At 30.7% G+C, this 25,468-nt stretch carries 23 protein-coding genes; 4 read left to right on the top strand and 19 right to left on the bottom strand.

The features are described from left to right. Positions 1–26: 26 nt before the first annotated feature. Both ACQRC6_RS06915 and ACQRC6_RS06910 read right to left on the bottom strand, forming a co-directional pair. Positions 27–4,028: an FtsX-like permease family protein gene (locus ACQRC6_RS06915; RefSeq protein ID WP_427848312.1), complete on the bottom strand. Its 4,002-nt coding sequence runs from the start codon at positions 4,026–4,028 to the stop codon at positions 27–29. 7 nt (positions 4,029–4,035) lie between these two features. Further along, positions 4,036–4,737: an ABC transporter ATP-binding protein gene (locus ACQRC6_RS06910; RefSeq protein ID WP_427848311.1), complete on the bottom strand. Its 702-nt coding sequence runs from the start codon at positions 4,735–4,737 to the stop codon at positions 4,036–4,038. A 143-nt stretch (positions 4,738–4,880) separates the two neighbouring features. On the opposite strand from ACQRC6_RS06910, the gene ACQRC6_RS06905 reads away from it, so the two are divergent. Then, positions 4,881–5,465 (top strand): TetR/AcrR family transcriptional regulator, encoded by a 585-nt coding sequence (locus ACQRC6_RS06905; protein WP_427848310.1) that lies wholly within the window; start codon positions 4,881–4,883, stop codon positions 5,463–5,465. Positions 5,466–5,522: 57 nt separating this feature from the next. On the opposite strand, the gene ACQRC6_RS06900 is transcribed toward ACQRC6_RS06905, so the two are convergent. The 10 genes from ACQRC6_RS06900 to ACQRC6_RS06855 form a co-directional block, all read right to left on the bottom strand. Continuing rightward, entirely contained in the window at positions 5,523–5,924 is a 402-nt protein-coding gene (locus ACQRC6_RS06900) for a hypothetical protein (protein ID WP_427848309.1), read from the bottom strand. Next, on the bottom strand, positions 5,911–6,513 hold the full coding sequence (locus ACQRC6_RS06895; RefSeq protein ID WP_427848308.1) for a YhfC family glutamic-type intramembrane protease: 603 nt from the start codon (positions 6,511–6,513) through the stop codon (positions 5,911–5,913). Before ACQRC6_RS06895 ends, ACQRC6_RS06900 begins: the two co-directional genes overlap by 14 nt. Positions 6,514–6,927: 414 nt before the next feature. Next, entirely contained in the window at positions 6,928–9,375 is a 2,448-nt protein-coding gene (locus tag ACQRC6_RS06890; protein WP_427848307.1) for an FAD-dependent oxidoreductase, read from the bottom strand. Further along, positions 9,372–9,671 (bottom strand): ArsR/SmtB family transcription factor, encoded by a 300-nt coding sequence (locus ACQRC6_RS06885; RefSeq protein ID WP_293558963.1) that lies wholly within the window; start codon positions 9,669–9,671, stop codon positions 9,372–9,374. The genes ACQRC6_RS06890 and ACQRC6_RS06885 overlap by 4 nt, the downstream gene beginning before the upstream one ends. A gap of 226 nt (positions 9,672–9,897) precedes the next feature. Next, a complete protein-coding gene (gene smpB, locus ACQRC6_RS06880; RefSeq protein ID WP_293558961.1) occupies positions 9,898–10,353 on the bottom strand; it encodes an SsrA-binding protein SmpB in 456 nt (151 codons plus the stop codon). After that, the gene (gene rnr / locus ACQRC6_RS06875; RefSeq protein ID WP_427848306.1) at positions 10,346–12,448 is read right to left on the bottom strand and encodes a ribonuclease R; all 2,103 of its coding nucleotides are present in this window, start codon (positions 12,446–12,448) and stop codon (positions 10,346–10,348) included. Before rnr ends, smpB begins: the two co-directional genes overlap by 8 nt. After that, entirely contained in the window at positions 12,448–13,620 is a 1,173-nt protein-coding gene (locus ACQRC6_RS06870) for a D-alanine--D-alanine ligase family protein (protein WP_427848305.1), read from the bottom strand. The genes rnr and ACQRC6_RS06870 overlap by 1 nt, the downstream gene beginning before the upstream one ends. A gap of 4 nt (positions 13,621–13,624) precedes the next feature. Beyond that, positions 13,625–15,178 (bottom strand): UDP-N-acetylmuramoyl-tripeptide--D-alanyl-D-alanine ligase, encoded by a 1,554-nt coding sequence (locus ACQRC6_RS06865; protein ID WP_427848304.1) that lies wholly within the window; start codon positions 15,176–15,178, stop codon positions 13,625–13,627. 9 nt (positions 15,179–15,187) lie between these two features. Beyond that, positions 15,188–15,958: an alpha/beta fold hydrolase gene (locus ACQRC6_RS06860; protein WP_427848303.1), complete on the bottom strand. Its 771-nt coding sequence runs from the start codon at positions 15,956–15,958 to the stop codon at positions 15,188–15,190. Next, positions 15,945–16,406 (bottom strand): hypothetical protein, encoded by a 462-nt coding sequence (locus ACQRC6_RS06855; protein ID WP_427848302.1) that lies wholly within the window; start codon positions 16,404–16,406, stop codon positions 15,945–15,947. Before ACQRC6_RS06855 ends, ACQRC6_RS06860 begins: the two co-directional genes overlap by 14 nt. A 106-nt stretch (positions 16,407–16,512) precedes the next feature. On the opposite strand from ACQRC6_RS06855, the gene ACQRC6_RS06850 reads away from it, so the two are divergent. Further along, on the top strand, positions 16,513–16,752 hold the full coding sequence (locus ACQRC6_RS06850; RefSeq protein WP_427848301.1) for a glutaredoxin family protein: 240 nt from the start codon (positions 16,513–16,515) through the stop codon (positions 16,750–16,752). A gap of 40 nt (positions 16,753–16,792) precedes the next feature. Here the strand turns inward: ACQRC6_RS06850 and ACQRC6_RS06845 are convergent, their stop codons facing one another. The 7 genes from ACQRC6_RS06845 to ACQRC6_RS06815 form a co-directional block, all read right to left on the bottom strand. Then, positions 16,793–17,689 carry a hypothetical protein gene (locus ACQRC6_RS06845; RefSeq protein WP_427848300.1) on the bottom strand — a complete coding sequence of 299 codons (897 nt, stop codon included), beginning with the start codon at positions 17,687–17,689 and terminating at the stop codon, positions 16,793–16,795. Positions 17,690–17,864: 175 nt separating this feature from the next. After that, a complete protein-coding gene (locus ACQRC6_RS06840; RefSeq protein WP_427848299.1) occupies positions 17,865–18,851 on the bottom strand; it encodes a 3D domain-containing protein in 987 nt (328 codons plus the stop codon). 360 nt (positions 18,852–19,211) lie between these two features. Then, the gene (locus tag ACQRC6_RS06835) at positions 19,212–19,841 is read right to left on the bottom strand and encodes an NUDIX hydrolase (protein WP_427848334.1); all 630 of its coding nucleotides are present in this window, start codon (positions 19,839–19,841) and stop codon (positions 19,212–19,214) included. Beyond that, the gene (locus tag ACQRC6_RS06830) at positions 19,831–20,862 is read right to left on the bottom strand and encodes a patatin-like phospholipase family protein (protein ID WP_427848298.1); all 1,032 of its coding nucleotides are present in this window, start codon (positions 20,860–20,862) and stop codon (positions 19,831–19,833) included. Before ACQRC6_RS06830 ends, ACQRC6_RS06835 begins: the two co-directional genes overlap by 11 nt. Next, positions 20,859–21,275 carry a large conductance mechanosensitive channel protein MscL gene (mscL, locus tag ACQRC6_RS06825; protein ID WP_427848297.1) on the bottom strand — a complete coding sequence of 139 codons (417 nt, stop codon included), beginning with the start codon at positions 21,273–21,275 and terminating at the stop codon, positions 20,859–20,861. The genes ACQRC6_RS06830 and mscL overlap by 4 nt, the downstream gene beginning before the upstream one ends. A gap of 101 nt (positions 21,276–21,376) precedes the next feature. Beyond that, positions 21,377–21,796, bottom strand: a complete 420-nt coding sequence (locus ACQRC6_RS06820) for a deoxycytidylate deaminase (protein WP_293559518.1) — start codon at positions 21,794–21,796, stop codon at positions 21,377–21,379. Continuing rightward, positions 21,793–22,371, bottom strand: a complete 579-nt coding sequence (locus ACQRC6_RS06815; protein WP_427848296.1) for a viroplasmin family protein — start codon at positions 22,369–22,371, stop codon at positions 21,793–21,795. Before ACQRC6_RS06815 ends, ACQRC6_RS06820 begins: the two co-directional genes overlap by 4 nt. A gap of 86 nt (positions 22,372–22,457) precedes the next feature. On the opposite strand from ACQRC6_RS06815, the gene ACQRC6_RS06810 reads away from it, so the two are divergent. After that, positions 22,458–23,348 carry a fructose bisphosphate aldolase gene (locus ACQRC6_RS06810; RefSeq protein ID WP_427848295.1) on the top strand — a complete coding sequence of 297 codons (891 nt, stop codon included), beginning with the start codon at positions 22,458–22,460 and terminating at the stop codon, positions 23,346–23,348. Positions 23,349–23,710: 362 nt separating this feature from the next. Next, the gene (locus ACQRC6_RS06805) at positions 23,711–25,354 is read left to right on the top strand and encodes a tryptophanase (RefSeq protein WP_427848294.1); all 1,644 of its coding nucleotides are present in this window, start codon (positions 23,711–23,713) and stop codon (positions 25,352–25,354) included. The last annotated feature ends 114 nt before the right edge of the window (positions 25,355–25,468 follow it).

Below are 25,468 nucleotides of genomic sequence, written 5' to 3'. Positions count from 1 at the left end.
ACCGAAGTCTTTAAACTTCGGTCCTCTTATTCGTTTGATTTTAGTGCATCTATTGCATTTATCTTTTTTATTCTAAAATGGAATATTATCATTATAACTGTGTTTACAGATACTGTTATTATTCCCGCCAGTATAAAAGATTTTGCAGTCAATTTTTCTGGTAGCATTGACATTAAAGGCACAACTATTTGTAACACAGAGTAGTGTAAAATTTTACCAACCACAAGCCCTATTAATATTCCAATTATTGCAAGGATATAAGTTTCCTTGTAAATATATGCCGTCGTTTCTTTTGGATAAAATCCTAAAACTTTTATAGTTGAAACTTCTCTTATTCGCTCTTCGATGTTTATATTTGTTAGATTATAGAGAACTACTACTTCCAAAATTGTCGTTACAATTAATATTATTATTTCAACTTTTGTTATTGAATATAAAAATTGGTTTAATATATCCTTCATGTCGTCAACATCTGCAATGTTAAAAACAGATTTATTTTCTATTGTAGTTTTTGTAAATTTATCTTTATCAAAATTTTTTGGCAACTTTATTAAATCTGTATTTGGAACAAATTCTGACCCTGTTACCTTTTCAAAATAATCTTTGTTCATGTAGACATTATGTCCAATGTAGAATTCTGTGATGCCTGAAACTTCTACTTCAAATTCATTTCCATATACATCACGAAGCTTTAAAGGGTCCCCAACTTTTATTTTTTTAAGTTTAGAAAGTTTTTCTGTGATTATTGCACCTCTCTTTGAAAGATCAAGTTCTTCTCCACTGTCTTTATCCCTTAGAGATATATAGTCTTTAAACTTTTCATTATCACTTGGCACAATTACATTTACATTTTGGTCTATCTCATCATAATCCATGGTGAATAATTCTTCATATGTCTTTGTGTAAGCTAAATTTTTATCTTCAATACTCTTTCTATAATTTTTATAGGATTCTTCGTCAAATTTGCTGTCGTATAAAACCGAGATATCGTATTTTAAAATGTCTTTAAACTGTAATTTTTCTACATTTTTAACAGATTCTGAAAGTCCAAAACCAAGTACAAGTAATGCTGCACAACCCATGACGCCGACTACTGTCATAAACATTCTCTTTTTCGACAAAAATAAATTTCTTGCAGTTACTTTTGATAAGAAACTCAAATTGTTCCAAATAAAGGGAATTCTTTCTATTAAAATTCTATTTCCCTTTGAAGGTGCTTTGCTTCTTAGAAGATAAGCTGTTTTTTCCTCTAAATTTTTATTAACTGTTATTATTGCCGCAACAGTTGTAAATAAAAATCCAATAGCAATGGCAAATATTATTCTCAGTGGAAATACATTTATTATCAAATGGTTCTCAAAAATTGTCTTTGTGGAGTAAGCATTTCCAATAATATAAGTTAAAATATAAGATCCACTTATAGCTCCTAAAGTTCCGCCAATTATTGATGCAAGTGATCCATACAAGAAAAATTTTCGCCCAATTTCTCTATTTGCGTAACCCAATGCCTTGTATGTTCCAATTACAACTCGATTTTCGTCCACCATTCTAGTCATTGTTGTAAAACAAACTAATAGCGCTATTGCAAAGAAAAATATTGGAAAGATAAAGGAAAGCCCGTCAACTCTTTTTGCATAGTCTATATAAGTGTTGATGTCGCCAGACAAATGTCTAGGTGTGATTCTGTATCTAGGTTGCTTTATTAGGCTCAAATATTTTCTTCCATCGGCAATTTTTCCTCTTGCATCAGAAATTTTCCCTTCTGCTTCTTTGGATTTATCATTGTATTCACTTTCACCCTTTTTCAAGTCTTTCTCTGCCTTATAGAGTTTTCCCTTGGCGTCATCTAATTTATTTTTTCCACTTTTTAACTCTTTATCTAGCTTTTCTTCTCCTCTTTTTAATTCATCAGTGCCAGATAAATATTTTTCTTTTGCTCTTGAAAGTTTTTCTCTGCCTTCAAGATATTCACTCTCTTTTTCATCGAGTTCTCTTTTTCCACTTTCGTAGTCAGCATTGCCTTTATTTAATTTTTCCTCGGACTCATCTAATTTATTTTTTGCTTTTGCTAATTCAAGTTTCGCGTCCTGTAATTTCTTTTTATTTTTTTCTATTTCCTCTTTATTTTTTGCAAATTCTTCTTCGCCCTTTTCTGCTTCAGCAATTCCTTCTTCAAGTTGTTCTTTACCTTCTTCAATTTGTTTCTTGCTGGCATCTAAGGTTGCTCTCGCCGATACTAATTTTTTTTCGTTTTCGTCAATTTGCTGAATTCCTGCTTTACCTTCTTTTACTTTAGCTTTTAAATCATTTAAATTTCCAGAAATTCCACCTGGAACTTTTTTATTTATTTCTTCAAGTGCATTATCTATTTCTTTCTTAGAATTGTTTAAAAATTCTAATTTTTTACTTAAATCATCTTTATTTTTTTGAAGTCTACTCTTTTGCGCATTTAATCCTGCAAATTCAGCACTAAGTTTTGCCTTTTCATCTTCTGACAAATTCGGATCTTGAAGTTTTAAGTTTATATTAGCAATTTCGTCATCAATTTTTGAAATTCCTGCATCTACTTGGTTAATTTGTTCCTTTGTGCTTGCTATTTCATCTTCGATTGTAGGAAGTTTGCTTAAAATTTCTTCTGTACTATCTAAAATTTTATCAATGGCATAAATCTTTTCAACGGCATCTTCATAAGAACTTGCACCCATTTCTTTTACAAGCTTTGCCTTTCCAGCGTCAAGTTGTAATTTTCCGCTGTCGTATTCTTTTTCGCCATCTTCATATTTTTTTATACCTTCAGAGAGCTTAGCTTTTGATTCTTCAATTTTTTGCCAACCATCATCTAACTTTTTTCTGCCTTCAATAAGTTGATCTTCACCTTGCTTTAAAGCCTTTTCTGAAGCTTCTGCTTCGCCAAGTCCTTTTTGGTATTTTTCCTTACCTTCGACAAGTTCTTTTTGTCCAGAATTTAACTCACTTTTTGCGTCATTAAGTTTTTTCTTTCCTTCACTTAACTTTTCATAACCGTCAATAAGTTTTCTCTCTCCATCATTAATTTCCACAGATGCTTTATATAATTTATTTCTATTTTTTGAAATTTCAGACTCTGCGTCAGTTTTTTCTTTATTGTACTTGTCAAGACCTTCTTTATAATCCTCTTTTCCCTTGTTGAGATCCTCACGACCCTTTACAAGTTTATCTTTTGCATCAGTTAGCTTTTCCTCTGTATCTGAAATTTTATCTTCAGCATCATTTATCTTTCCAGAAATTTCATTTTGAATAGAAATAAATCTCTCTTTAGGTCTGTTTTTAAGATCAATTTTTATTTCCCGAGTTTTTTTGTCCATGTATTCCACATAATCTTTGTCGGAAGTCATTAGACCTTCTGTTCCCAAAAATTTTAATTTTGCAAGGGTTGGTTCACCTGAGAAATTTCCGTCATCAATATAGGCAAAATAGGAAATTTTTCCATATCCTCTTTCAGAATAAGTCCCTTTTTTATCTTCAAGGAAATCCAATGAATTTGCAAAACCAACAATCTTGTAGCTAAGCCTCTTTAAATCATTATCTTTATCGTCATCATTATCTTCTTGGAAAGAAATAATGTCACCAATCTTTTTACCTTCCCTTTTCATTCTTGAATCGAGGACAATTTCGTCAGGATTTTTTATGTTTCTTCCCTCAACAATTTCAGGTTTAGAAATTTCATAGGGCATATTTAAAACTTTGATGACAATAGAGTCCCCCTCCAAAAAAACATCTTTATCGTAGCCATATTCAAGTTCTGAAATGTCATCTTCTCCTTCAATAATTTCTCTATCTTTGTCTTCAAGACCTATGGGTACAGAAATTTTTATGTCCTCTTGATTTAATTTTTTTATCTTGTCATCAATTGTGTTTCGCATAACTTTTCCCGTAGAAATTAGTCCAATTAATACAAAAACACCTAAAAAGATAATTATTAAAATTGAAATAAATCTTGGAAGAGAATTTTTTATCTCTCTAAAATTATCTTTATCGCGAGCTTTCACGCTGCACCTACCATTCTATTTCCATAATATCTTTAGGATTTTCATTGATGAAAACATCTTTCACCTTTGCATCAGCAATTTCAATTAATCTATCGGCACTATTTTTTATCGCAGAATTGTGAGTAATTAAAACCACTGTTGTATCTGTTGTTCTAGTTAAATCTTGCAATAATTTTAAAATTTGCTTGCCTGTATTATAGTCAAGAGCACCTGTCGGCTCATCACAAAGAAGTAATTTAGGGTTTTTTGCAATTGCCCTTGCGATTGAAACTCTTTGTTGTTCGCCACCAGATAATTGCGATGGAAAATTATCCATTCTTTCGCCAAGACCCACAGATTTTAAAACCTCAACAGGATCTTTTGCGTGCTTTACAATTTGTGTCGCAAGCTCAACATTTTCCAGCGCAGTAAGATTTGGAATGAGATTATAAAATTGAAAAACAAAACCCATATCGTATCTTCTATAAGTTGTAAGTTCTCTCTCGTTGTAATTTGCAATATTTTTGCCATCAACTAAAAGTTCACCGCTTGAAGCCGTGTCCATTCCACCTAAAATATTTAAAAAAGTTGATTTTCCAGCGCCACTCGCACCTAAAATTATTGCAAATTCATTTTTTTCTATTTCAAAATTTAATTTATTATTTGCCATCATAGCTCTCTCTCCAACTTTATAAACCTTTGAGAGATTTTTAACTTCAATAAAAGCCATAATACCATCCTTTTAATATAAACTAAAATTCATTTATCACTAAATGAACATAGTGTTGATTCTTTTATTTGAACATTATATAATCAAATTTAAAGAAAAACAATAATCATTCAATCTACATTTGTTGATTTAGTGGAGGATAAATGAAGAGACAAACTAATAGTAAGGAAAAAATTAAAAGCGCTTTTGTAAGTTTAATTTCCAATATTGGCTTTGAAAAATTAACTATAACAGATATTACAAGGCAAGCACATATAAATAGGGGAACTTTTTATCTTCACTACAAAGATAAATACGATTTAATAGAGTCCCTTGAAAGCGACATAATAAACGATTTGGAAAAAATCTTTATTCAAGAAGTCGATGTAACTGGTAAGGATTTAACGGATTTAATTTCTTATAAAATAACATTAAAATCCATAGGATATTTAAAGGATAACTTTGACTTAATAAAAGCCCTTTATGTTGCAGAAGGCGAATCAAAATTTATGCTAAGCCTTAGAAATATTTTAGAAAAACTATTATTTATAAAACTTGCCGGCTCTACTAACTTAAATTTTCCGAAAACTAATATACCAATTGAATATTCCATTGAATTGCTTTTGTACTCTATAATTAGTATTATAAGTCTTTGGATAAGACGAGACGGAAAGGAAAGCCCAATAGAAATTGCAAATATAATAAATGCTTCTAAAAATATAGCTCCCATAGACTTGCTTTCAAAATAAAAAGCGCCCATAATTGAGCGCTACTTGTAATAAAATAATCTTCCTACAATAATATTTTTACTTGAAAAATATTCCGACGATTTTATCATCTTTATTGAAACTTACTCTAAAAAGTATGTCTTTTTTATCGTATTTTACTTTCTGCAAGATCGTAAAATAAGTTTCTCCTTTATCTTTATCTTTCTCATAAATCCCCTTTGCTTGTCCAAATTCAACAAATTTTCCATAATCATCAAGATTTTTATAAGCTTCTTCAAAGATTTCCTTCTTAAATCCAAGAGATTTTTCTGTCAAGTCAATAAATTCAGCTGTTTTTCTTTCATTAATTAAACTTATTGCAGTCTGTGCTTGTTTTTCATACTTAGAAAAATCATCATCAGACATTTTCTCACTCTTTGAACCACAACCAACTAGAAATAAAGCCATCACAATTAAAATTAAATTTTTAAAATTTCTCATTATTAATTCCTCCTAAATTAATATTGACAATGAAAATCAAAATAAATATACAAGTAGCTGTCCATATTCCATATAGCATAAAATTGTTAAAATCAAAGATATGTTTTAATGGTATTAAATAATCAAAAATTCCATGCATCATTATTGCTAAAATTAAGTATTTATATTTCTTATTTCTAACAAAACCAGTCCATATTAAAACCGTCATTCCAACGTGAAATATCATTGCTAATATTCTTTCATAAACACCTAAAAAAATTTCTGAATTTGTAATTAAATTAAGGCTATTAAAGCTTATTGCAAATACATATATAACTTCTATGAAACCATGTCCCAGTCCAAAAATAATAGCATCAAGCTTAGATTTGCTGTCTTTTAAAAATTTATCCTTGAAAATAAATCTACATCCTTCTTCAAATATGCCTGCACTTAATGATAGTATAAAACCATATAACAATGGATATAGTATTTGAAAATTATAAATTAATAGACTATTATTTAAGAACTTTAAAATAGGTAAACGCAGGCACAACTGTGATATTGCAAAGCATAGCATTCCCAACAAAAATAATTTTAAAAATTTTTTCATATCTCACAAACTTTCTATTTAGATGTATTTCTAAATATAAAGTAGCATTATTTTTTCTCTTTGTCAATCTTTTTACTTATGTTTTTAATAATATTTAAAAAAAATAAAATGTAAATCACAATTATGCTATTTTTTCTATTTAATGTAATGTTTCAATAACAATTTTTTCTATTATTATTGGCTGCTCTCTAATAGTAATTTTTATTAGCTATAAAACATTTTGAGTGTTTTTCGTTTTTAAAGAAAACAATAAATATATGTATAAAAATAAGCACTCAGTATTTGAGTGCCTAAACAGTGAAGAAAATAAAAATCCACTCTAAAATTGAACAATTTTTAGCTTTCTTTATAAATTAAACTAATTTATCTTTAGAGTTTGTTCTAAAACCTCAGCAAATTTTTTAGTTATTAAATTTATATAAATAAATTCATATTAGAGTTGTCATTATCTGAAAGCATTGTTGCAACTCCACCTACTTCTACTCCATCAATCAATTCTTCTTTTGAAAGTCCCATTACATCCATAGACATTTGACAAGCTGTCATTTTAACTCCTGCTTTTTGAGCATTTAATATAAGTTCTTCTAAAGATGAAACTCCCTTATCCTTCATTACTTTTCTTATCATTTTTGATCCCATTCCAAAGAAATTCATCTTAGATAGGCCAAGTTTTCTCGAAGATTTTGGAAGCATCTTTGAAAACATATTTGACATAAAATCTTTCTTAATCTTTGGAGCCTTTTCTTTTCTTAATATACTTAGACCCCAAAATGTAAAAAACATATTTACTTTATTTCCCATTGCTGCAGCACCTGTGGCAATTATAAAAGAAGCTATTGCTTTGTCTAAATCTCCGTCAAATATGATCATTGTCTTTTCTTTAATATTTGTGGCTTTTTTTTCTGCCTTTTCTACGCCTTTGCCCTTTTGAATTTTTGCAGAAAATTTCCCTTTATCAGCACTGCTTTCTATTAATGTATTTCCTGTATTATTTGCCCATGATTTTATATCTCTAGCAAAGCCTGGATCTGTTGCCAAAACTTCTATTATTTCCCCAGGAGATAGATTATTCATTGCTTCTGATACTTGAACTATTGGACCAGGACATGAAAGTCCGCATACATTTAATGTTTTTATTTTTTTATTATCATCTTCATTTTTATTTTCAAAGTTTTCAAATTTATCCTGTTCTGTTGACAAATCTGAGTATTTTGAAGACTCTTCTATATCTAAATAAGTTCTATAACCACCTAAAATATTATGAGCTCTAAATCCCTTTTGTTTTAATATTCTCTCAGCAATATAACCCCTTATTCCAACTGCACAATAAATTGCATACTCTTTATTTTTATCAAGTTCATCTACTCTATTTCTAATTTCAGTAAGTGGCATAGATATAGCTTTATCCATCATCCCTGATACTTGCTCAATTTTTTCTCTAACATCAAGTATAGTGTATTTTGATTTATCATCTTTTAATTCTTGTAATGTAATTGGTTCAGTAAGTCCTTCTAATATATTTGTCGCCAAATATCCTGCAAAATTAACTGGATCCTTAGCACTTGAATATGGCGGAGCATATGCAAGCTCTAACTTGCTTAAATCATATACATTTCCTTTAAAATATATTGTCGTTGCAATTGTATCTATTCTTTTATCTACTCCATCATAACCTACTATTTGAGCGCCTAAAATTTTACCATCTCTGCCAAAAATTAATTTAATAGTCATAGGAAGTGCCCCAGGATAATATCCCGCATGAGACATTGGGTGAACTAAAGAAATATAATAATCCTTTTTATACTGGTATCCCTTTTTATTTAGTGACTTTTCATTTAAACCCACCGTTGCAACAGTCATATCAAATACCTTTGCAACACTTGTGCCCATAGTTGCTTTATAAGTTTCTTCTTTTTCTCCTAAAATATTTGAAGCAACAGCTCTTCCCTGTTTATTTGCAGGTCCAGCAAGGGGAATCATAGTGTCTGTTCCTAATATAAAGTCTTTAACTTCAATTACATCTCCAACAGCATAAATATTTTCATCAGATGTTTTTTGAAATTTATCTACTTTTATACCGCCCTTTTCGTTTAATTCAAGTCCAGCACTTTTTGCAATTTCACTATTAGGTCTAACTCCAATAGATAAAATTGTCATATCCGTTTCTAATTTTTTTCCAGATTTTAATTTTATAACTTTTCCTTTATTTTCTGTTCCTTCAAATCCTTCACCAAGTAAAAGTTTCACACCTTTATCTTCTAAATGATTTTCTAAAATTTTTGCCATATCTCTATCTAGCGGTGGCATAACTTGATCTGACATTTCAACAATAGTAACTTCTAGGTCCTTTTCATATAAGTTCTCTGCCGTTTCAAGCCCAATGAAGCCTCCTCCAACGACTACCGCTTTTTTAGGTTTTTCTTTTTCTATAAAACTATAAATTGCATCAACATCTGGAACTGTCCAAAGTTTAAAAATATTCTTTTCATTAATTCCCTCTACATTTGGTATAAAAGGACTTGATCCAGTTGATAAAAGTAATTTATCATAATTTTCTTCGTATTCTCTTCCACTTGTGTAATCTATGATTTTAACTCTTTTATTTTCTTTATCTATTGATAGAACTTCATTTTCTGTTCTAATTTCAATGTTGTACTTATCTTCAATAGATTCTTTAGTAGTTACAAAAAGAGAGTCCCTTTCTTCAATTGCACCACCAATATAATATGGAAGACCACAATTTGCAAAACTTACATATTTTCCTTTTTCTAAAAGAAGAATCTCTGCATTTTCATCAAGTCTTCTAAGTCTTGCTATTGCCGTCGCACCGCCTGCAACTCCACCAACAACTATTATTTTCATTCTGCACCTCTCATTATTACTTTTACAATGGAAATTACATCCTTTCTTTCTACTGAATAATAAATTAAATTTCCTTCTTTTCTTGCTTCAACTATTCCTAAATCTCTAAGTTTTGATAAGTGTTGCGATAAATTTGATTGAGTAACATCCATACAATCCACTATTTCTGTTACATTTTTTTCTCCTTCATTAATCAATTTATCAAGTACACATAATCTCACTGGATGAGCCATTGCCTTTATTAAACTTGCTCTGTCTTTAATTATTCTTTTATGTTCTTCAGTAACTTTTTTCAAAATCAATGCACCTCGAAAATTCATCTATATTAGAATATTAGCAAATTCTAATATAGATGTCAACTTAATTAAAAACTTATTCTTTATATTATCTTATAATTATTTAATTTTCTTTACTTTCGATTTAGGTCAAAGATAGTTCCTAAATAGATTAATCTTCTATTTAATCATTCAAAAATAATTAATACTATAAACGCAAAATATAAAATCATCATATAAAAAGCACTCAGTATTTGAGTGCTTGTCTTAGTTTCTTGTCTGCTTCTTTTTTCTTCATAGTTTCTCTCTTGTCCCAGAGCTTTTTACCCTTTGCTTTTGCAATTAAGACTTTAACCTTACCCCTTTTTAGATAAACTTTTAAAGGGATTATTGTGTAACCATCTTGAGTCTTTACTTTTTCAAGGCGAAGAATTTCATTTTTATGCATTAAAAGTTTTCTCTTTCTCATTGGGTCAACATTGTAAATATTCCCCTGTTCGTATGGAGAAATGTGCATTCCATATACAAAAATTTCGCCCTTATTTATGTCGCAATAGGAATCCTTTATATTTACTTGTCCCTTTCTTATTGATTTTACTTCTGTTCCGAAAAGTTCAATGCCCGCTTCATAAGTGTCCTCGATAAAATAAAGGTGGCTCGCTTTTTTGTTGTTTGCAATTGCGTTATCATTTTCTTTACTCATCTTCATCACCTACTAATTTAAAATCAATATTTCCCATATTTAAATCTACATTAATAACTTCAATTCTTACTTGGTCTCCAATGTGAAATTCATCTTTTGTTTCATAATCAATAGCCTTGTAATTATCCACGTCAAATTCGTAATAGCCGTCCATGGATCTGTAACTAACAAGTCCCTCGATTAAATTATCAAGCTCTACAAAAATTCCAAAACTTGTGATACTTGAAACTCTGCCAACATATCTTTCTCCAATGCGTTCAGACATATACTCTGCCATTTTAATGTCTTCAACTTGTCTTTCTGCATCCTGTGCAATTTTTTCCGTCCTAGAAACTTGCTCTGCAATCTCTGGAAGGACTAATTTTAAATTTTTTATTATCCCCTTAGATAGTGTTCCCTTTAGATGTCTTTTTATAATTCTGTGGATTGTGAGATCAGCATATCTTCTTATTGGAGAAGTAAAATGTGAATAATAGTCAAAGGCTAATCCAAAATGTATGTCATTTATTTCAGAATATCTTGCCTTTGTCATAGATCTCAATGTCATTGTGGAGATGAACATTTCCTCTTTGGTGCCCTTTGCCTTTTCGAGAACTTTTTGCACATCCCTTGGCTCCACTTTTCCATCATAATTTATCATATATCCAAGTGGTCTAAGGTAGGCATTGAGTTCAGAAATTTTGTCTTCCTTAGGTCTTTCGTGAATTCTATATAAAAATGGAATGTGCTTGAAAAAATATTCCTTTGCGACGCAGACATTTGCCATTAACATAAAATCTTCAATAAGTTTGTTGGCAGACCTTCTGTCTTTCTTGTGAATATTTTGTGGCCATCCATTTTCGTCAACTTCAATTACTACTTCTGGTATGTCGAAGTCAATTGCTCCGCCTTCTTCTCTCTTTTTTTGTAAAATTTGTGAAAGTTCATACATATTGTCCAAAATTTTTTCAAGTCCAACTATGGATTCATGAACTATGTTTTTTTCCAAATAATCGGATACATTTTCGTAGACAAGTCTTTTATTTGAATTTATTACGGATTCACAGATTTCATATTTTACTACATCGCCACTTTTATTTATCTCTGCAATAACTGAAAGAGTAAGCCTATCTACGCCCTCATTAAGTGAGCATATGCCATTTGAAAGCTCAAAGGGTATCATTGGTATTACTTTATTAAGTAAGTAAACTGAGTTGCCCCTCTTGAAAGCTTCTTCATCTATTGCCCCAAACTCTTGGACATAATGTGCTACATCTGCAATGTGAACACCTAAAATGTAATTTCCATTTTTAGAAATTTCTAGGGAGATTGCATCATCAAAATCCTTTGAGTCCGCTCCGTCAATGGTAAAAATTGTTAAATCTCTAAAATCTCGCCTTCCCTTTATTTCATCAGCACTAACCTCCTGCGGCAAACTCTTTGCTTCAGAAATAGCCGCCTTATTAAATTCCATAGGAAGTTCAAGGGACGCCGCAACAGACATTATGTCTACATGAGGATCATCTGGATAACCTAAAATTTCTAGGATGCGACCCTCTGGTTTTTTGTTTTCCTCTGGCCATTTCTCAATTTTTACAACTACCTTTTGACCATTTCGCGCTCCATTAATTTTTTTCTTTGGAATGTAAATATCCATTGCCATTTTACTCTCGTCTGTAATTACAAATCCAAAGTCCCTCTTTTCTTGAAAAACACCAACAAATTTTGTGTTCACTCTCTTTATAATGGCAAGCACTTTTCCCTCAGGTCTATCGCCAGAGGAATCTTTGTACCTTCTGACAATGACTTCATCGCCATTAAGTGCAAAATTTAGATTGTTTTTTGATATATAAATATCTTCGTCAAGATTTTCCGTTATCAAAAATCCAAAACCCTTTGCATTTGTTTGAAGTTTTCCGTAAAAGAATTTGTCATTATCGACAACTCTATATTTTTTTCTAGAGTCTTCAAAAATAAGTCCTTCACTTTGTAGTTTCTCAACTATTTTTAAAAACTGTTTCTTTTCTTTATTTTTAATTTTAAATAGCTTTGTGAGTTCATCCTTTGACCTTGGCTTCGAATTTCTAATAATTTCTAAAATCTTTTCTTTAATCATTAAATTTTTGCTCCATAACTTGTCATATTAAATAAATTTGAATCAATGGAATAATTATTTTCTGCTCTTTCGCTATGTCTAGTCTTACCAAGTTCAATTAATTTTGTAATTAAATCCTTAATTTTTAATCCATCTACTTCGTAAAGATAAAAGGCAATAGAACCTGGAAGAGTGTTAATTTCATTTACATAAGCCTTTTCACCATCAACTAAAAAGTCAATCCTTGCAACTCCAGCTCCATCAATTGCAATAAAACTTTTCTTTGCGAGCTCTTTAATTTCTTTTTCAAGACTTGGTGTCAACTCAGCTGGTAGCTTTTTGTTTTGATGCTTTTGTGATGACTTTGCACCCTTTGAACCAGAGACATATTTATCTTCGTACTTCAAAAGATCCTTAAATCCTAGAGGTTCTTCTGCTGCAGAAACTCTAAGGTCATTTTCATAACCAAGGACTGCTACATTTATTTCCCTTGGGTTTACCACTGCTTCTTCTACAATTATTTTTCTATCGTAATGCGCTGCAACTTCAAGTGCCTTTGAGAGGTCAAGGGCATTTTCTACTCTTGAAATTCCAATAGATGAACCTAAATTTGCCGGCTTTACAAATAGAGGATATTTCAAATCCTTGCATTTTTCAACAATATTTTGTAAATTTTTAAGCTCTTCTTTGTAAAAATACTTATATTTTGTCATTGGAATATTTTCTGATTCAAAAACTTTTCTCATAATTACTTTATCCATGCCAACAGCTGCTGACATTACGCCACAACCAGTGTAAGGCATTCCCATAAGTTCAAAAAGTCCTTGAGTGCATCCATCTTCGCCAAAAGTTCCGTGAAGGGCAAAAAATATTGCATCAATTTTTTCATAAACTTCAACAGAATCGTACTCTGGCTTAAATAATTTCTTTTCGTTGTGCTTTACAAAATAAAGATTTTTGTCGCCATAAATTGGCTTGAAAAAAACTTCAACTCCATCGTGAAAGTCCTGATTTTTGTAAAATTTAAAATTTTTTAAACTTTCACCAGAAAGAAATTTGCCGCTCTTTGTAATATAAATTGGAATAGGATTGTATTTTGTCTTATCCATATTTTCAATAATTTGCATCCCTGTAATGACAGAAACTTCGTGTTCAACGGATCTACCTCCGAAAATTACTCCTATGTTTTCCATAATCTCACTCCTCATTGTAATTGTCAGGAAGGTCATTTTCAAAGAGAACGACATCTCCTGGCAAAGAAATCTTTGCTAGTACCTCAGTAGCTTCTGCTAGTGAAGAAACTCTGTAAATATTATCTTCATCAAAATTATTGTTTTTTAAACCTTCGTAAATTGGAAGTGTTCTCTTTTTCCCAACTAAAATTACAAAGTCGAGGACACCTGCCATTACTTCGCCTATTTTTCTGTTTTCACAAATTTCCATATCGCCAAGTTCAACCATGCCCGGCGTAATAATTATTTTTCTGTGATTTTTAAATTCTTTAAGAACATCTAGTGCTGCCCTAAATCCAACAGGGTTTGAGTTAAAAGCATCGTCAATAACTATTGTGCCATTTGTCGATGGTAGAAGTGAAAGTCTGTGTTCCACTGGCTCAACCTTTTTTATTCCCCTTTGTATATCTTCTAAGCTAAGTCCAAGCACATATGCTGCAGTTGCTGCTGCAAGTAAGTTTGAAATATTGTGTGCCCCAAGAAGTTTTGTATCGCATTTTATTTTTCCCACATTCTTGATGTGGAGCATAAATTCAGAACCAGTTTCATTAACTTTTATCTCATCAGCATAAACATCTAATTTTTCAAAATCCCTTGTACCATATCTATAAGTTTTCTTTAAAGTTTTATCCGCAAGAGGCTTTACATAATCGTTGTCGTAGTTAAATATTGCAATTCCATCTTCAGGCAAATCTTCGATTAATTCATACTTAGTCTTTTGAATATTTTCGATTGTCTTAAAAAGATGCATATGAGTTGGCCCAATTGCAGTAATTATTCCAATATCAGGTTGCACAAGTTCTGCTACTTCGTGAATTTCTCCCGGCATCTTGGCTCCAAGTTCTGCGATAAAAACCTCTGTGTCGCTTTCAAGCTCATTGTTTATAATTTTTGAAAGCCCCATAGGCGTGTTAAAGGAAGATGGAGTGTTTTTAACCCTAAGTCCTTCAGACAAAATTGTATCAGATATAAATTTTACAGATGTCTTTCCAAAGGATCCCGTTATTCCTAAAACATTTAATCCCTTTTCTTCTTTAAATTTTTTAATTTTAGCTTGCGCAGAATTGTAAAATCCCATGTTGATTTTATCTTCAGTTGGCTTTGCCCACATATTTGTCAAAATCAAAATTCTATATTGGAAAAAATAAACCAAAAAAGAAAATAAAATAGTCGAAAGTGCTGAAATTACATAAGATTTTGTAACATCAAATAATAAAAGAGAAATTACAACAATGATTACGAAAAAAATAAAATTTACAGCTTTATGCTTTTTTAAAAGTCTCTTCGCTCTATCTGTCCAAACAATAGGAGTTTTTTGATTTTTCTCCAATTTATAGACTAATTTATTCATCTTTTCTTTGTTGTTTTTCAAAAATGTCTTGTACTCGTCATTGTCATATCCTTCAAGTTGAAGCATATGAATGGGAAAATTACTCCTAATTAAAGAGTAATAAAGCGCCACAAAAATGACTAATAAATCTATTATATAAATAGGTAGTTTCACTAAAAAAATTTTCATCTAAATCTCCTAATCTAAAAAGGAATTAATAACTGCACTAAATTGTCCAAACTTATCTAGATATGAATAATGACCAGCATCTTCTAAAACCACAAGTCCAGAATTTTTTATCTCTTCTTCAAAAATCTTACCCATATAAAGAGGCGTTGCATCGTCTTTGTCGCCCCAAATGAGAAGAGTCTCTGCTTCGATATTTTTAAACTCTTCTCTTGTGGATTCATTTACAACTTTTACAAAGCATTTTCGCATAATTCCATCTGCCGCCTTATAGTCGTCGGATCCGTGATTTTTATAAAATTTTGTCAGAGCTTTTTCATCGTTGCCATGAGTTAACATATATAATTTTTTTGCAGCTTTGAAGGAATATACCTTTGTATAATAAGAAAGTTTTCTCTTTGGAATAACTCCTGATGCGTCGATAATCACTAACTTGTCTACTAGGTCTTTATTTCTCGCGCCTAAAATTGTAAGAGTTTTACCTCCAAAGGAGTGTCCAATAAATGTAGCCTTTTTTATGTTAAATTTTTCTAAAAATTTTAACAAGAAACTATAATAATCATAGGTTCCCATTACATCTTTTGGCTCCTCACTGTCGCCAAAACCCGGTGCATCATAAGCATAAACTGTGTAATTCTCTGGGATGGCATTAAAAATTGGCATAATTGATTCAATATATGCTCCCCATCCATGAAGAATTACAACGATTTTTTCGCCGCCATCTCTTTTTATATATGCAGTTTTTATTCCATCTATGTCAATAAAATTTTTATTTATTTTCATCTTCATCTTCTTCTATAAAAATTATGCAACTATCATCTTCTTTATTTACATTATCATTAAAATCTTTTTCCACATAAAGTCCGCTAAAATCATTTTTATCTTGATCTTTGTCTGAATTTTTTTCTATATCCTTTTGAAAAGTTATACTAGAACTTTCGCTTAAATCAAGACCCATTTTTAGTGAAGAAATCCTTGAAGTGTGTCTTTCGATTTCTTTTAAAGTTTCATCAACGTCAAGATCTGACTTTTCACCCTTTAAAATATTAAATTCATGACGTCCAAGAGATTCAAAAAGTTCAGATAACTTTCTCTCTTCGTTTAAAATTTCGTATTTTAACCTTGCCGTTTTCTTTATTTCCTGAGATTCACTTACAATTTTTTTCTTCAAATAATTTAAATTTTCCATTATTTCATTAACATTGCCATCGAGACTGTCAAAAAATCCCACAATATCACCTCGAATCTATGCTATTATATCAAAAAACGGCTACCTTTTAAATACTGCCCTTGTTTTCTTTGTCATTAATTGGGTAAATTAAAATTGGAGGGATATTATGGAAAAATTAACACTTTATGTAGGCACAATTTGTCCATTCTGTAAGAAAGTTGAATCTTTTATGGCAGATAATGGCATTAACTCTGTAGAAATAAAAAACATTGATGAAGACAAAGAAGCTCGCGAATATTTAATTGAAAAGGGTGGCAAAAAACAAGTGCCATGTCTATTCATTGGCGACAAGCCTCTTTACGAATCTCTAGACATTATAAAATATTTAAAGGAAAATGTAGCCTAATTTAATTAATCAAATGCAAAAAAGACAGGTGATTTATATTTCACTCTGTCTTTTTACTTCTTCTTTTGTATTTGCTTTTCTTTCTCTTTTTTCGCGATAGCAAAATATTTTTGCTTTTAGAAATATTATAAGAATTTAAAATTAAATTAATTACACTACATAGCATAATTATCTTTATGATAAATACTCTTGGAATAAAGTAATTTGTCATAATTATAAAACTAATTAATGTAAAAATATCTACAAAATATTCAAAATACATTACTTTTGAAACAATGGTATTTTCTGAAAATTTTAAATTCGCACTTAATACATTCAAAAAAAATAATATCATAATAAAAGTGTAAGTAACAATGGAAATATTAATGCTTGCAGTAATAATATATATTTGAAGCATAAAGTACATTGAAAAATTTAATACCAATAATGCTATCTCGTATTTTTCTATTTTAAATTCCTTAGTTTCGTAAAGATTTTCTATATCCCACTCTTCTGTGAGTGCCTTTAAAATTTTTGTGGTTTTAATCTTTTCACAAATCCAAGAAGGTAGTAAACTTAGGACAAAAATGCTTATTACGATTGTCTTTAGTAAATCAAATAAATTTGCACTCGCAAATCTTTTGAAATAATTGAAAATAAATAAAAAAATTCCAATTAATGCAGATATAGAAAGCATCTTCAAAAAGGCTACGAAAATTTCATAATTTTTTCCACTTAAAAGAAATCTACTTCCTTCAGTATAAGTTGTTGCAAATTCGTAGGGATTTCCAATTTTATTTAATTCTTTTTTTATATCATCTTCCGTATAAATTTCTGGAAGTCTAGCTCTCAAAATTTCTAAAAAATCATCCCTTGCATCTTTTTGCTTGTCATAAGGGATGTATCTTTGCAAATAATAAATATATCTATCGACGAGTTCATGTTCTACTAATTTCATAAAATCATCCTCATCTATATTATAAATTAAATAAAGGTTTTTTTAAATGATGAACTCTTGTTTTTTTAATTTTATTATTTTTAGATTATAATTCTTCTCAAGATTTTATTTCAATATTGGGAAAATTGCAAATTTCTAAACCTTACATTAAAAAAAGTCCTATTTCTAGGACTTTTTAATCAAGTACATAAACTTTTACATTTCTTCTGCCAAATCTATTAGCCTCAGCATTTGAATTGTAAAATAAATCAATTCTATTTCCCTTTATTGCTCCGCCAGTATCTTCGGCTGTTGCATAACCATAACTTGCGAAACCATCCATTGATTCAATATAAAGTTTTGAACCAAGAGGAATAACTCTAGGGTCAACGGCAACTGCTCCAACTCTTGCACGAGTTCCCATAGCTGTCTTTGAACCAGCTGTTGGGTCATAAGCAGTGGCTTGCATTACTATTACTCTCTTTGCATTTTTCCCATTTGGAGTTGCAACAGCTTTTTTTGTACCAACTTCTACAACTTCCTTTACAGGATTCTTAGTAATTTCGCTTTTTAAAACTTCTGTTGTTTCAAGAACTCCGTTGACATAAGTGTTCTTTAAACTTTCAACCTTTTGTCCAACTTCGCCATTAACAATTACATTTTTTTGTCCTTCAAGCATTTCTGCGTTTTCACGATTTTCTGTTTCAAAAGGAATTTCTATTTTGTTTTCAATATTTTCAACTACTACTCTGTCGATTTGAATTTCCATTCCTTCCTTTGCAATTTCATCAAGAGGAAGAGAAACTCTGTCTAGCTTGTTTAACTTTATATTCAAATTTTCAAGTACATCAGCAACTGTGTATCCATTTGCCTCAGCAATCAAAATCTTGTTGCCATCTTTAATGTGATAGGATTTTGGTGAAGTAATCATTACCTTCATATCCTTCTTAATCTCTTGATCAACACTTGGACTTACAACATCCTTATTTTTAAGTACTATACCTTCTTTTTCTAAAAATGCACCCACAGTCTTTTCATATGTAAAAACCGTCTTTGTCTTTCCATTAATATTTAATTCAACATCATTTCCTAGAGCTGTGCTAAAACCCATTGTAAGTACTGACACAAAAGCTAGAACTATTAAGATAAATTTTGCATTTTTAAAAATATTTTTCTTATTCAAATAAATAACCTCCATAACGTTACAAAGTTGTAAATTTTGTTACAATTTTGTAACCTCTTCTAACCTCATAAAAGTATAATAAAAAAAAACTATTTTGTCAATTTTTTGTAACCATTTTGTAATTCTTCTTATAAACCTTGAAATTTAGCCATTTAAAATTTAATATTATTTATATATATTTTATAAGAAAAATAAAAAAAGCTCTAAACCTTGAAATTTAGAGCTTTAAAATAAAATATTACATTTATATTACAAGTGCTATTAACTTTTTATTAATTTTTTTATGAAAAACAATAATTTTTGTATTTATTTACAGAATATTTTTTCTTTTTGCAAAATTCAAATCAATAATAACAAAGGTCAAAGACTTATTCTTTCTATAAATCTTCTCGTTATTTTAGCAGTAAACCCCCAAATAATAATGCCTTTATAATCATAAAATAGAACTTCTTCCCTTCCTCTTTTAAATTTGTAATTTTCTCCATTTGGAATCAAATGATAGGGAAAGTCTTCGTTTCTATTTACATTTAAGTCTAACTTGTAGGATTTTGGCTCAGTATCCATAAAAAATTTTAGTGGTACTGTAAAAATTTTTTCAACCTCATCCTTTGATGGACTAATTTCAAAAAAATCTTTCTTTATCTCGCCAATATAAGTGTAAATAATAGCAGAATATGGATTTACTAAAAAATCACCTTCTGAATATATTTCCACATCTTTCTCTTTTATTAATAATTCCTCACAGGTTTCACGAATAGCTGTATTTCTTGGGCTTTCATCTTTCTCAATTCGACCTCCTGGAAAAGAAATTTCTCCCGGTTGATTTCTAAGAGTCAGTGCCCTTTTTTCATACAAAAGATGAATTTCTCCCTTTCTCTTTATCAAAGGTACCATTACGGAAAACCTATTTTTAACATCTAAGGGCATTGAACTTTTTTTCTGAAGTATAGCTCTAATTTTCATTAAGTAAAAATCAGCATTAAAATCCATTTTCAATTTCCCTCATTAATTCTTCAACTGTATAAATTTTATACCTGTCTATCTTCTTTTTCTCTGCTTCCCTTTCTAAAAGTTTGTATAAAAGTTCATCATACTTAAAATTTTCTGGCATGTCTAGTTCTGCTGCAATCTTTGGTGCATACTCTTCAAATATCCTTCTTACAACTCTATTATTAATCTCATTGACTTTATCCTTTAAAATTTTGTAAATATACTTTAAACTGTCCTCTTCTTTAATTGGCAAGATATAATAGTCCTCTCCCTTTAGTCCCTTTACAGTTCTAAAGGCATCGAAGTAGCCATTTTTTATTAATTCATCAGCTCTATCTGTATCAAAACCAAGAGCTGAACCAAGTCTTTTATTTGGCTTAATAATATATTTTGCACGCTCTTCATTTTTTATAGAACTATCAGAAAGTCTTATTAATACAATATCTATGTCATCATCAATCATTTCAATTGGAGCTGGAGATGCAAACCCTCCATCTAAAAATATTTTACCGTGAAGTGGTTTTAATTTAAAGAAAGGAAGATAACAAGATGCAATAATGTAATCTTTAATTTGTCCTTTCTCAATATCCCTTTTAAATAATTTCTCAACTTTTAAATCAGATACATTTACTGTGCAAATGCCAAAATCTATATCTGAATTTCTAAGTTTGTCTTCATCAATAAACTGATCTACTAGTCTAAAAAGTGGATAGGGAGACCTTGTCAATTCAGGAATTTTTATGTCATGACTCCTAAGTTTTTCTACAATTTTCGTCAAAATATCTTGATCTTCTTCTTCAGTTTTAAGTTCATTTACAAAAGAAGAAAAATCTAAATTTTTCCAAGCTTTAAAACATTCGTAGGCATCACCTTGAGCAAACATTGCTCCATTAAAAGCGCCTATACTCGTACCGACAATTTTAGAAAAATTAAATCCCATTTCCACGAGAGCAAAATAAGCACCTACTTGATAAGCACCTCTTGCTCCGCCACCTTCAAGGACCAAACCCCACTTTTTCATTTTACACTTCCAAGTTCAGATGTACAGTGTGGACACCTAGTTGCATCAATTGCAATAGTTGACTTGCAGAAAGGACATATCTTTTCTGTCGGTTCCACTTTTTCTTCTTTTTTAAACTTGCTAGTAACTTTTGAAATTTGTTTAATCATTATAAATATTACAAATGCAATAATTAGAAAATCAAAAACTGATTGCAAAAATACGCCATATTTAACTTCAGCAGTTCCAACAGTAACACTTAAATCAGAAAAATTAACTCCACCAATAATAATTCCAATAAGTGGCATTAAAATATTTTCCACAAGGCTCGATACGATTTTGCCAAAAGCTCCACCTATAATAACGCCAACTGCCATATCCATTACATTGCCCTTAGAAATAAATTCCCTAAATTCTTCCATGAATCCCTTCATGTTCTACCTCCTAATTTTTATGGATTTCTTATTTATATAAAATACCCAACATTTTAATAAAAAAACCTATTAAGTTATACTTAATAGGCAATCTAACTTTATTAAATTTGTTTTAAAATAATTTTATTTTTATTCAGAAGTTCCATGGCATAATCGTCCACTCTATAAGCTTCGTGATAATATATGGCACAGATGCCAGCTTGAATAAGTGCCTTTGTACAATTTAAACATGGAAAATGAGTAACATAGGCTTTAGCACCCTTTACTGAAATTCCTTCCTTTGCACAATATAAAAGTGCATTCATTTCTGCGTGAATTGTGGCAATACAATGTCCATCTCTCATGGTATGGCCAACTTCGTCGCAATGAGGATTCCCCGTTACAGACCCATTATATCCAGTAGAAATAATTCTATTGTCAGAATTTACTAAAACACAGCCTACAAAGGCGCGATCGCAAGTGGATCTCGTCGCAACCATTTTAGTTATCTCCATAAAATATTCATCCCAAGATTTTCTCATTTTGCCTCCTTTGCAAGTTTATCAACAAGTTCATTGTACTTCACGCCGCTATGGGCCTCTACTTTTATAAATTTTACTTCTAATTTGTCCTTAATGTCATCGTAAAATTTTTTGTATAAAATCGTTCCTTCTTTATTTGTCTTCCAAAATCCAAGCGCCCAGGATCTTATTCCCTCGTAATCATAATGAAGATAAATTTTTCTCTTTCCAATAGATTCTGCATACTCCATGGCTTTCATGGCACCCTTAATTTCTCCAGAAACATTTCTCATCTCTGAGTCTTTGAAAAATCTCTTAGAAAAGGTATATTCCTCTTCATTATTGAACATATATACCCCATAAGAATGGCTTTTATCAAAATTCCTATAGGAACCGTCAACATATACTATTAGTTCATCCCTTTTAGCCTCTTCTTTCTTTTCTTCTTCTATTTCATTTAAAAATGCTTTTGCATCTTCAAGATTAGAAAATTTTTTAAAGCTTGCGCCTTTAAATCCCATGGTCTCTTTTTTACACTCGTCCCACGTTTTATATATGCCAGGGTTTCTTCCAACTCTTACTGCGTAATAATTCATATTCACCTCAAAATTTGTCATTTGTCAACTATGTCTACTTATTATATAATTAGAAGTAATAAGAAGTCTAGACTTTGGAGGTAAAAATGAACAAAGAACAATTTAATAGAATGAAAAATGGCAAGGGCTTTATTGCTGCCCTTGACCAATCAGGTGGATCAACACCAAAGGCACTTTTAAATTATGGAGTAACTGAAGACAAATATTCTAACGATGAAGAAATGTTTAACTTAGTTCACGAAATGAGAAAGAGAATTATAACTAATGAAGCTTTCACATCTGATAGAATTTTAGCTGCAATTTTATTTAAAGTTACTATGAATTCAAAGGTTGGCGATAAATTTACTGGCGACTACCTTTGGGAAGAAAAGGGTATAGTTCCATTTTTAAAAATTGACGAAGGTCTTGATGAATTAAAAGATGGAGCACAACTTATGAAGCCTTTCAAACATATTGATGAACTTCTTAAAAATGCTAAAGAAAGAAATATTTTCGGCACAAAGATGCGTTCTGTAATCAAGGAACTTAATGAAAAGTCAATAAAAAAAGTCGTAGATCAACAATTTGAATACGCAAAGAAAATTTCTGATGCAGGTTTTGTTCCAATTATCGAGCCTGAAGTTGACATACACGCTAAAGATAAAGCTGAAATTGAAGAAGTTCTAAAAAAATATTTAATCGAAGGACTTAAAAACTTAGAAAAAGAAAATTATGTAATGTTTAAATTAACTCTTCCTGAAAAAGAAAATCTTTACGAAGACTTATACAACTTTGACCAAACAATTAGAGTTGTCGCTCTTTCTGGCGGTTACTCAAGGGATGAAGCTAATGAAAAACTTAGAAAAAATAAAAATATAATTGCTTCTTACTCAAGAGCTTTAACTGAAGGGCTTAATGTCAACCAAACAGATGAAGAATTTACAAAGATGCTTGACGAATCAATAGGAAAAAATTATTCAGCTTCAGTTGAAAAATAGTTAATTAATTACTTAAATCTCCATTAATTTGGAGATTTATTTTTTCTTTTTTTTATTTTAATATTTAACTTAATAAAACGATTTCATTTTTTAGTGTAAAATAACTAGTTGATACACAATATTATTGACTTTATTTATTCGATAATGTAAACTATTTCATAGATAATATTCTTATCTATGAGTGCTGACCGCTCATCAAATTTTTATTTTATTAGTGGAATTTTTATTAATTTTACTAATCTGCAATCAATTTTTTGATAACCGGGGTTCTCAATTTGGATACTGTCCGCTAGTCGACTTTTGTCGATGACCGGGGTTCCTCTATAATTATCATTATTATTTATATGGAGGTTTTTTATTTTATGAAAAAGTATCAATTAGACGTACCTACACCACATTCCTACACTTATGTTACTAAAAATTTACCAAATGTAACAGTTGAACAAAGAGAAAGAGCTCTTAAAGCTACTCACTACAATGAATTTGCTTTCCCTGCAGGAATGTTAACTATCGATATGTTGTCAGATTCTGGAACTACTGCTATGACAGATGTTCAATGGTCTGCAATGTTTTTAGGTGATGAATCCTATGGAAGAAACAAGGGCTATTATGTTCTTTTAGATGCCTTTAGAGATGTCTTTGAAAGAGGCGATGATCAAAAAAGAATTATCGACCTTGTAAGAACTGATTGTACTGATGTAGAAAAAATGATGGACGAAGTATATCTTTGTGAATATGAAGGCGGACTATTTAACGGTGGATCTGCACAAATGGAAAGACCTAATACTTTTATCATCCAACAAGGTCGTGCAGCTGAGTCTGTTTTATTTGAACTAGTTAAAAAAATCTTAAACGAAAGAGAACCTGGAAAGACTTACACAATACCTTCAAATGGTCACTTTGACACGACTGAAGGAAATATTAAACAAATGGGTTCTATACCAAGAAATTTATACAACAAAAAACTTTTGTGGGAAGTTCCTGAAAATGGTCACTACGAAAAGAATCCATTTAAGGGCAATATGGACACAGTAAAATTAGAAGAATTAATTGAAAAATTAGGACCTGAAAATGTGCCTCTAATTTACACAACTATTACTAATAATACTGTATGTGGTCAACCTGTTTCCATGGCAAATATTAGAGAATGTTCTAGAATAGCACACAAATATGAAATTCCTTATATGTTTGACGCTGCTAGATGGGCAGAAAATGCTTACTTCATTAAAGTAAATGAAGATGGATACGCTGACAAATCAATCCCTGAAATCGCAAAGGAAATGTTTTCTTATTGTGATGGATTCACAGCTTCCCTTAAAAAAGATGGACATGCAAATATGGGTGGCGTTCTTGCCTTCAGAGATAAAGGACTATTTTGGAAAAAATTCTCCGACTTTAACGAAGATGGCTCAGTAAAAACTGACGTTGGTATTTTATTAAAGGTTAAACAAATTTCTTCTTACGGAAACGACTCTTATGGTGGAATGAGCGGTAGAGATATTATGGCACTTGCTGCTGGACTTTATGAAGCTGCTAAGTTCGATTACCTTGACGCTCGTGTAAAACAATGCGAATACCTTGCACAAGGATTCTATAAGGCTGGAGTAAAGGGCGTTGTACTCCCTGCTGGTGGTCACGGAGTATACATCAATATGGATGAATTTTTCGACAATAAGAGAGCTCCAGAAACTTTTGCTGGTCAAGGCTTTTCTGTTGAATTAATAAGAAGATATGGAATAAGAACTGCTGAACTTGGAAACTATTCTATGGAATACGATTTAAAAACTCCAGAACAACAAGCTGAAGTTGCTAATGTAGTTCGTTTTGCAATAAACAGAAGTCAACTTTCTAAGGAACACATGGATTATGTAATTGCAGCTGTAAAAGCTCTTTACGAAGATCGCGCTACTATTCCTAATATTAGAATAGTAAAGGGCAAGAATCTTCCAATGCGTCACTTCCACGCATTCCTAGAAACTTATGAACCTTCTGAAGATGAAAAATAATGAACTTAATTAAAATTTAATATTAAATACCCCTTGCAAAAAGGGGTATTACCCTATTTTAAGGAGAATAATTATGGATAACAACTTAAAAGCTCGCGACGGTTTTAAAAGTAA

This window comes from Peptoniphilus sp. SGI.035 (assembly GCF_050315115.1).
Lineage (GTDB): Bacteria > Bacillota > Clostridia > Tissierellales > Peptoniphilaceae > Peptoniphilus_A.
The sequence above is the reverse complement of the archived record's forward strand: the minus strand, read 5'-3'. Positions and strand labels throughout refer to the sequence as shown.

What these genes read in the sequence shown, in the direction of transcription:
- ACQRC6_RS06865 (WP_427848304.1), bottom strand. Translation starts at nt 15,178, where the DNA reads ATGAAAATTTTTTTAGTGAAACTACCTATTTATATAATAGATTTATTA.
- ACQRC6_RS06835 (WP_427848334.1), bottom strand. Translation starts at nt 19,841, where the DNA reads ATGGATTTTAATGCTGATTTTTACTTAATGAAAATTAGAGCTATACTT.
- ACQRC6_RS06805 (WP_427848294.1), top strand. Translation starts at nt 23,711, where the DNA reads ATGAAAAAGTATCAATTAGACGTACCTACACCACATTCCTACACTTAT.
- mscL (WP_427848297.1), bottom strand. Translation starts at nt 21,275, where the DNA reads ATGAAGGGATTCATGGAAGAATTTAGGGAATTTATTTCTAAGGGCAAT.
- ACQRC6_RS06850 (WP_427848301.1), top strand. Translation starts at nt 16,513, where the DNA reads ATGGAAAAATTAACACTTTATGTAGGCACAATTTGTCCATTCTGTAAG.
- ACQRC6_RS06910 (WP_427848311.1), bottom strand. Translation starts at nt 4,737, where the DNA reads ATGGCTTTTATTGAAGTTAAAAATCTCTCAAAGGTTTATAAAGTTGGA.
- rnr (WP_427848306.1), bottom strand. Translation starts at nt 12,448, where the DNA reads ATGATTAAAGAAAAGATTTTAGAAATTATTAGAAATTCGAAGCCAAGG.
- ACQRC6_RS06815 (WP_427848296.1), bottom strand. Translation starts at nt 22,371, where the DNA reads ATGAATTATTACGCAGTAAGAGTTGGAAGAAACCCTGGCATATATAAA.
- ACQRC6_RS06845 (WP_427848300.1), bottom strand. Translation starts at nt 17,689, where the DNA reads ATGAAATTAGTAGAACATGAACTCGTCGATAGATATATTTATTATTTG.
- smpB (WP_293558961.1), bottom strand. Translation starts at nt 10,353, where the DNA reads ATGAGTAAAGAAAATGATAACGCAATTGCAAACAACAAAAAAGCGAGC.
- ACQRC6_RS06870 (WP_427848305.1), bottom strand. Translation starts at nt 13,620, where the DNA reads ATGGAAAACATAGGAGTAATTTTCGGAGGTAGATCCGTTGAACACGAA.
- ACQRC6_RS06810 (WP_427848295.1), top strand. Translation starts at nt 22,458, where the DNA reads ATGAACAAAGAACAATTTAATAGAATGAAAAATGGCAAGGGCTTTATT.
- ACQRC6_RS06890 (WP_427848307.1), bottom strand. Translation starts at nt 9,375, where the DNA reads ATGAAAATAATAGTTGTTGGTGGAGTTGCAGGCGGTGCGACGGCAATA.
- ACQRC6_RS06830 (WP_427848298.1), bottom strand. Translation starts at nt 20,862, where the DNA reads ATGAAAAAGTGGGGTTTGGTCCTTGAAGGTGGCGGAGCAAGAGGTGCT.
- ACQRC6_RS06860 (WP_427848303.1), bottom strand. Translation starts at nt 15,958, where the DNA reads ATGAAAATAAATAAAAATTTTATTGACATAGATGGAATAAAAACTGCA.
- ACQRC6_RS06905 (WP_427848310.1), top strand. Translation starts at nt 4,881, where the DNA reads ATGAAGAGACAAACTAATAGTAAGGAAAAAATTAAAAGCGCTTTTGTA.
- ACQRC6_RS06895 (WP_427848308.1), bottom strand. Translation starts at nt 6,513, where the DNA reads ATGAAAAAATTTTTAAAATTATTTTTGTTGGGAATGCTATGCTTTGCA.
- ACQRC6_RS06820 (WP_293559518.1), bottom strand. Translation starts at nt 21,796, where the DNA reads ATGAGAAAATCTTGGGATGAATATTTTATGGAGATAACTAAAATGGTT.
- ACQRC6_RS06900 (WP_427848309.1), bottom strand. Translation starts at nt 5,924, where the DNA reads ATGAGAAATTTTAAAAATTTAATTTTAATTGTGATGGCTTTATTTCTA.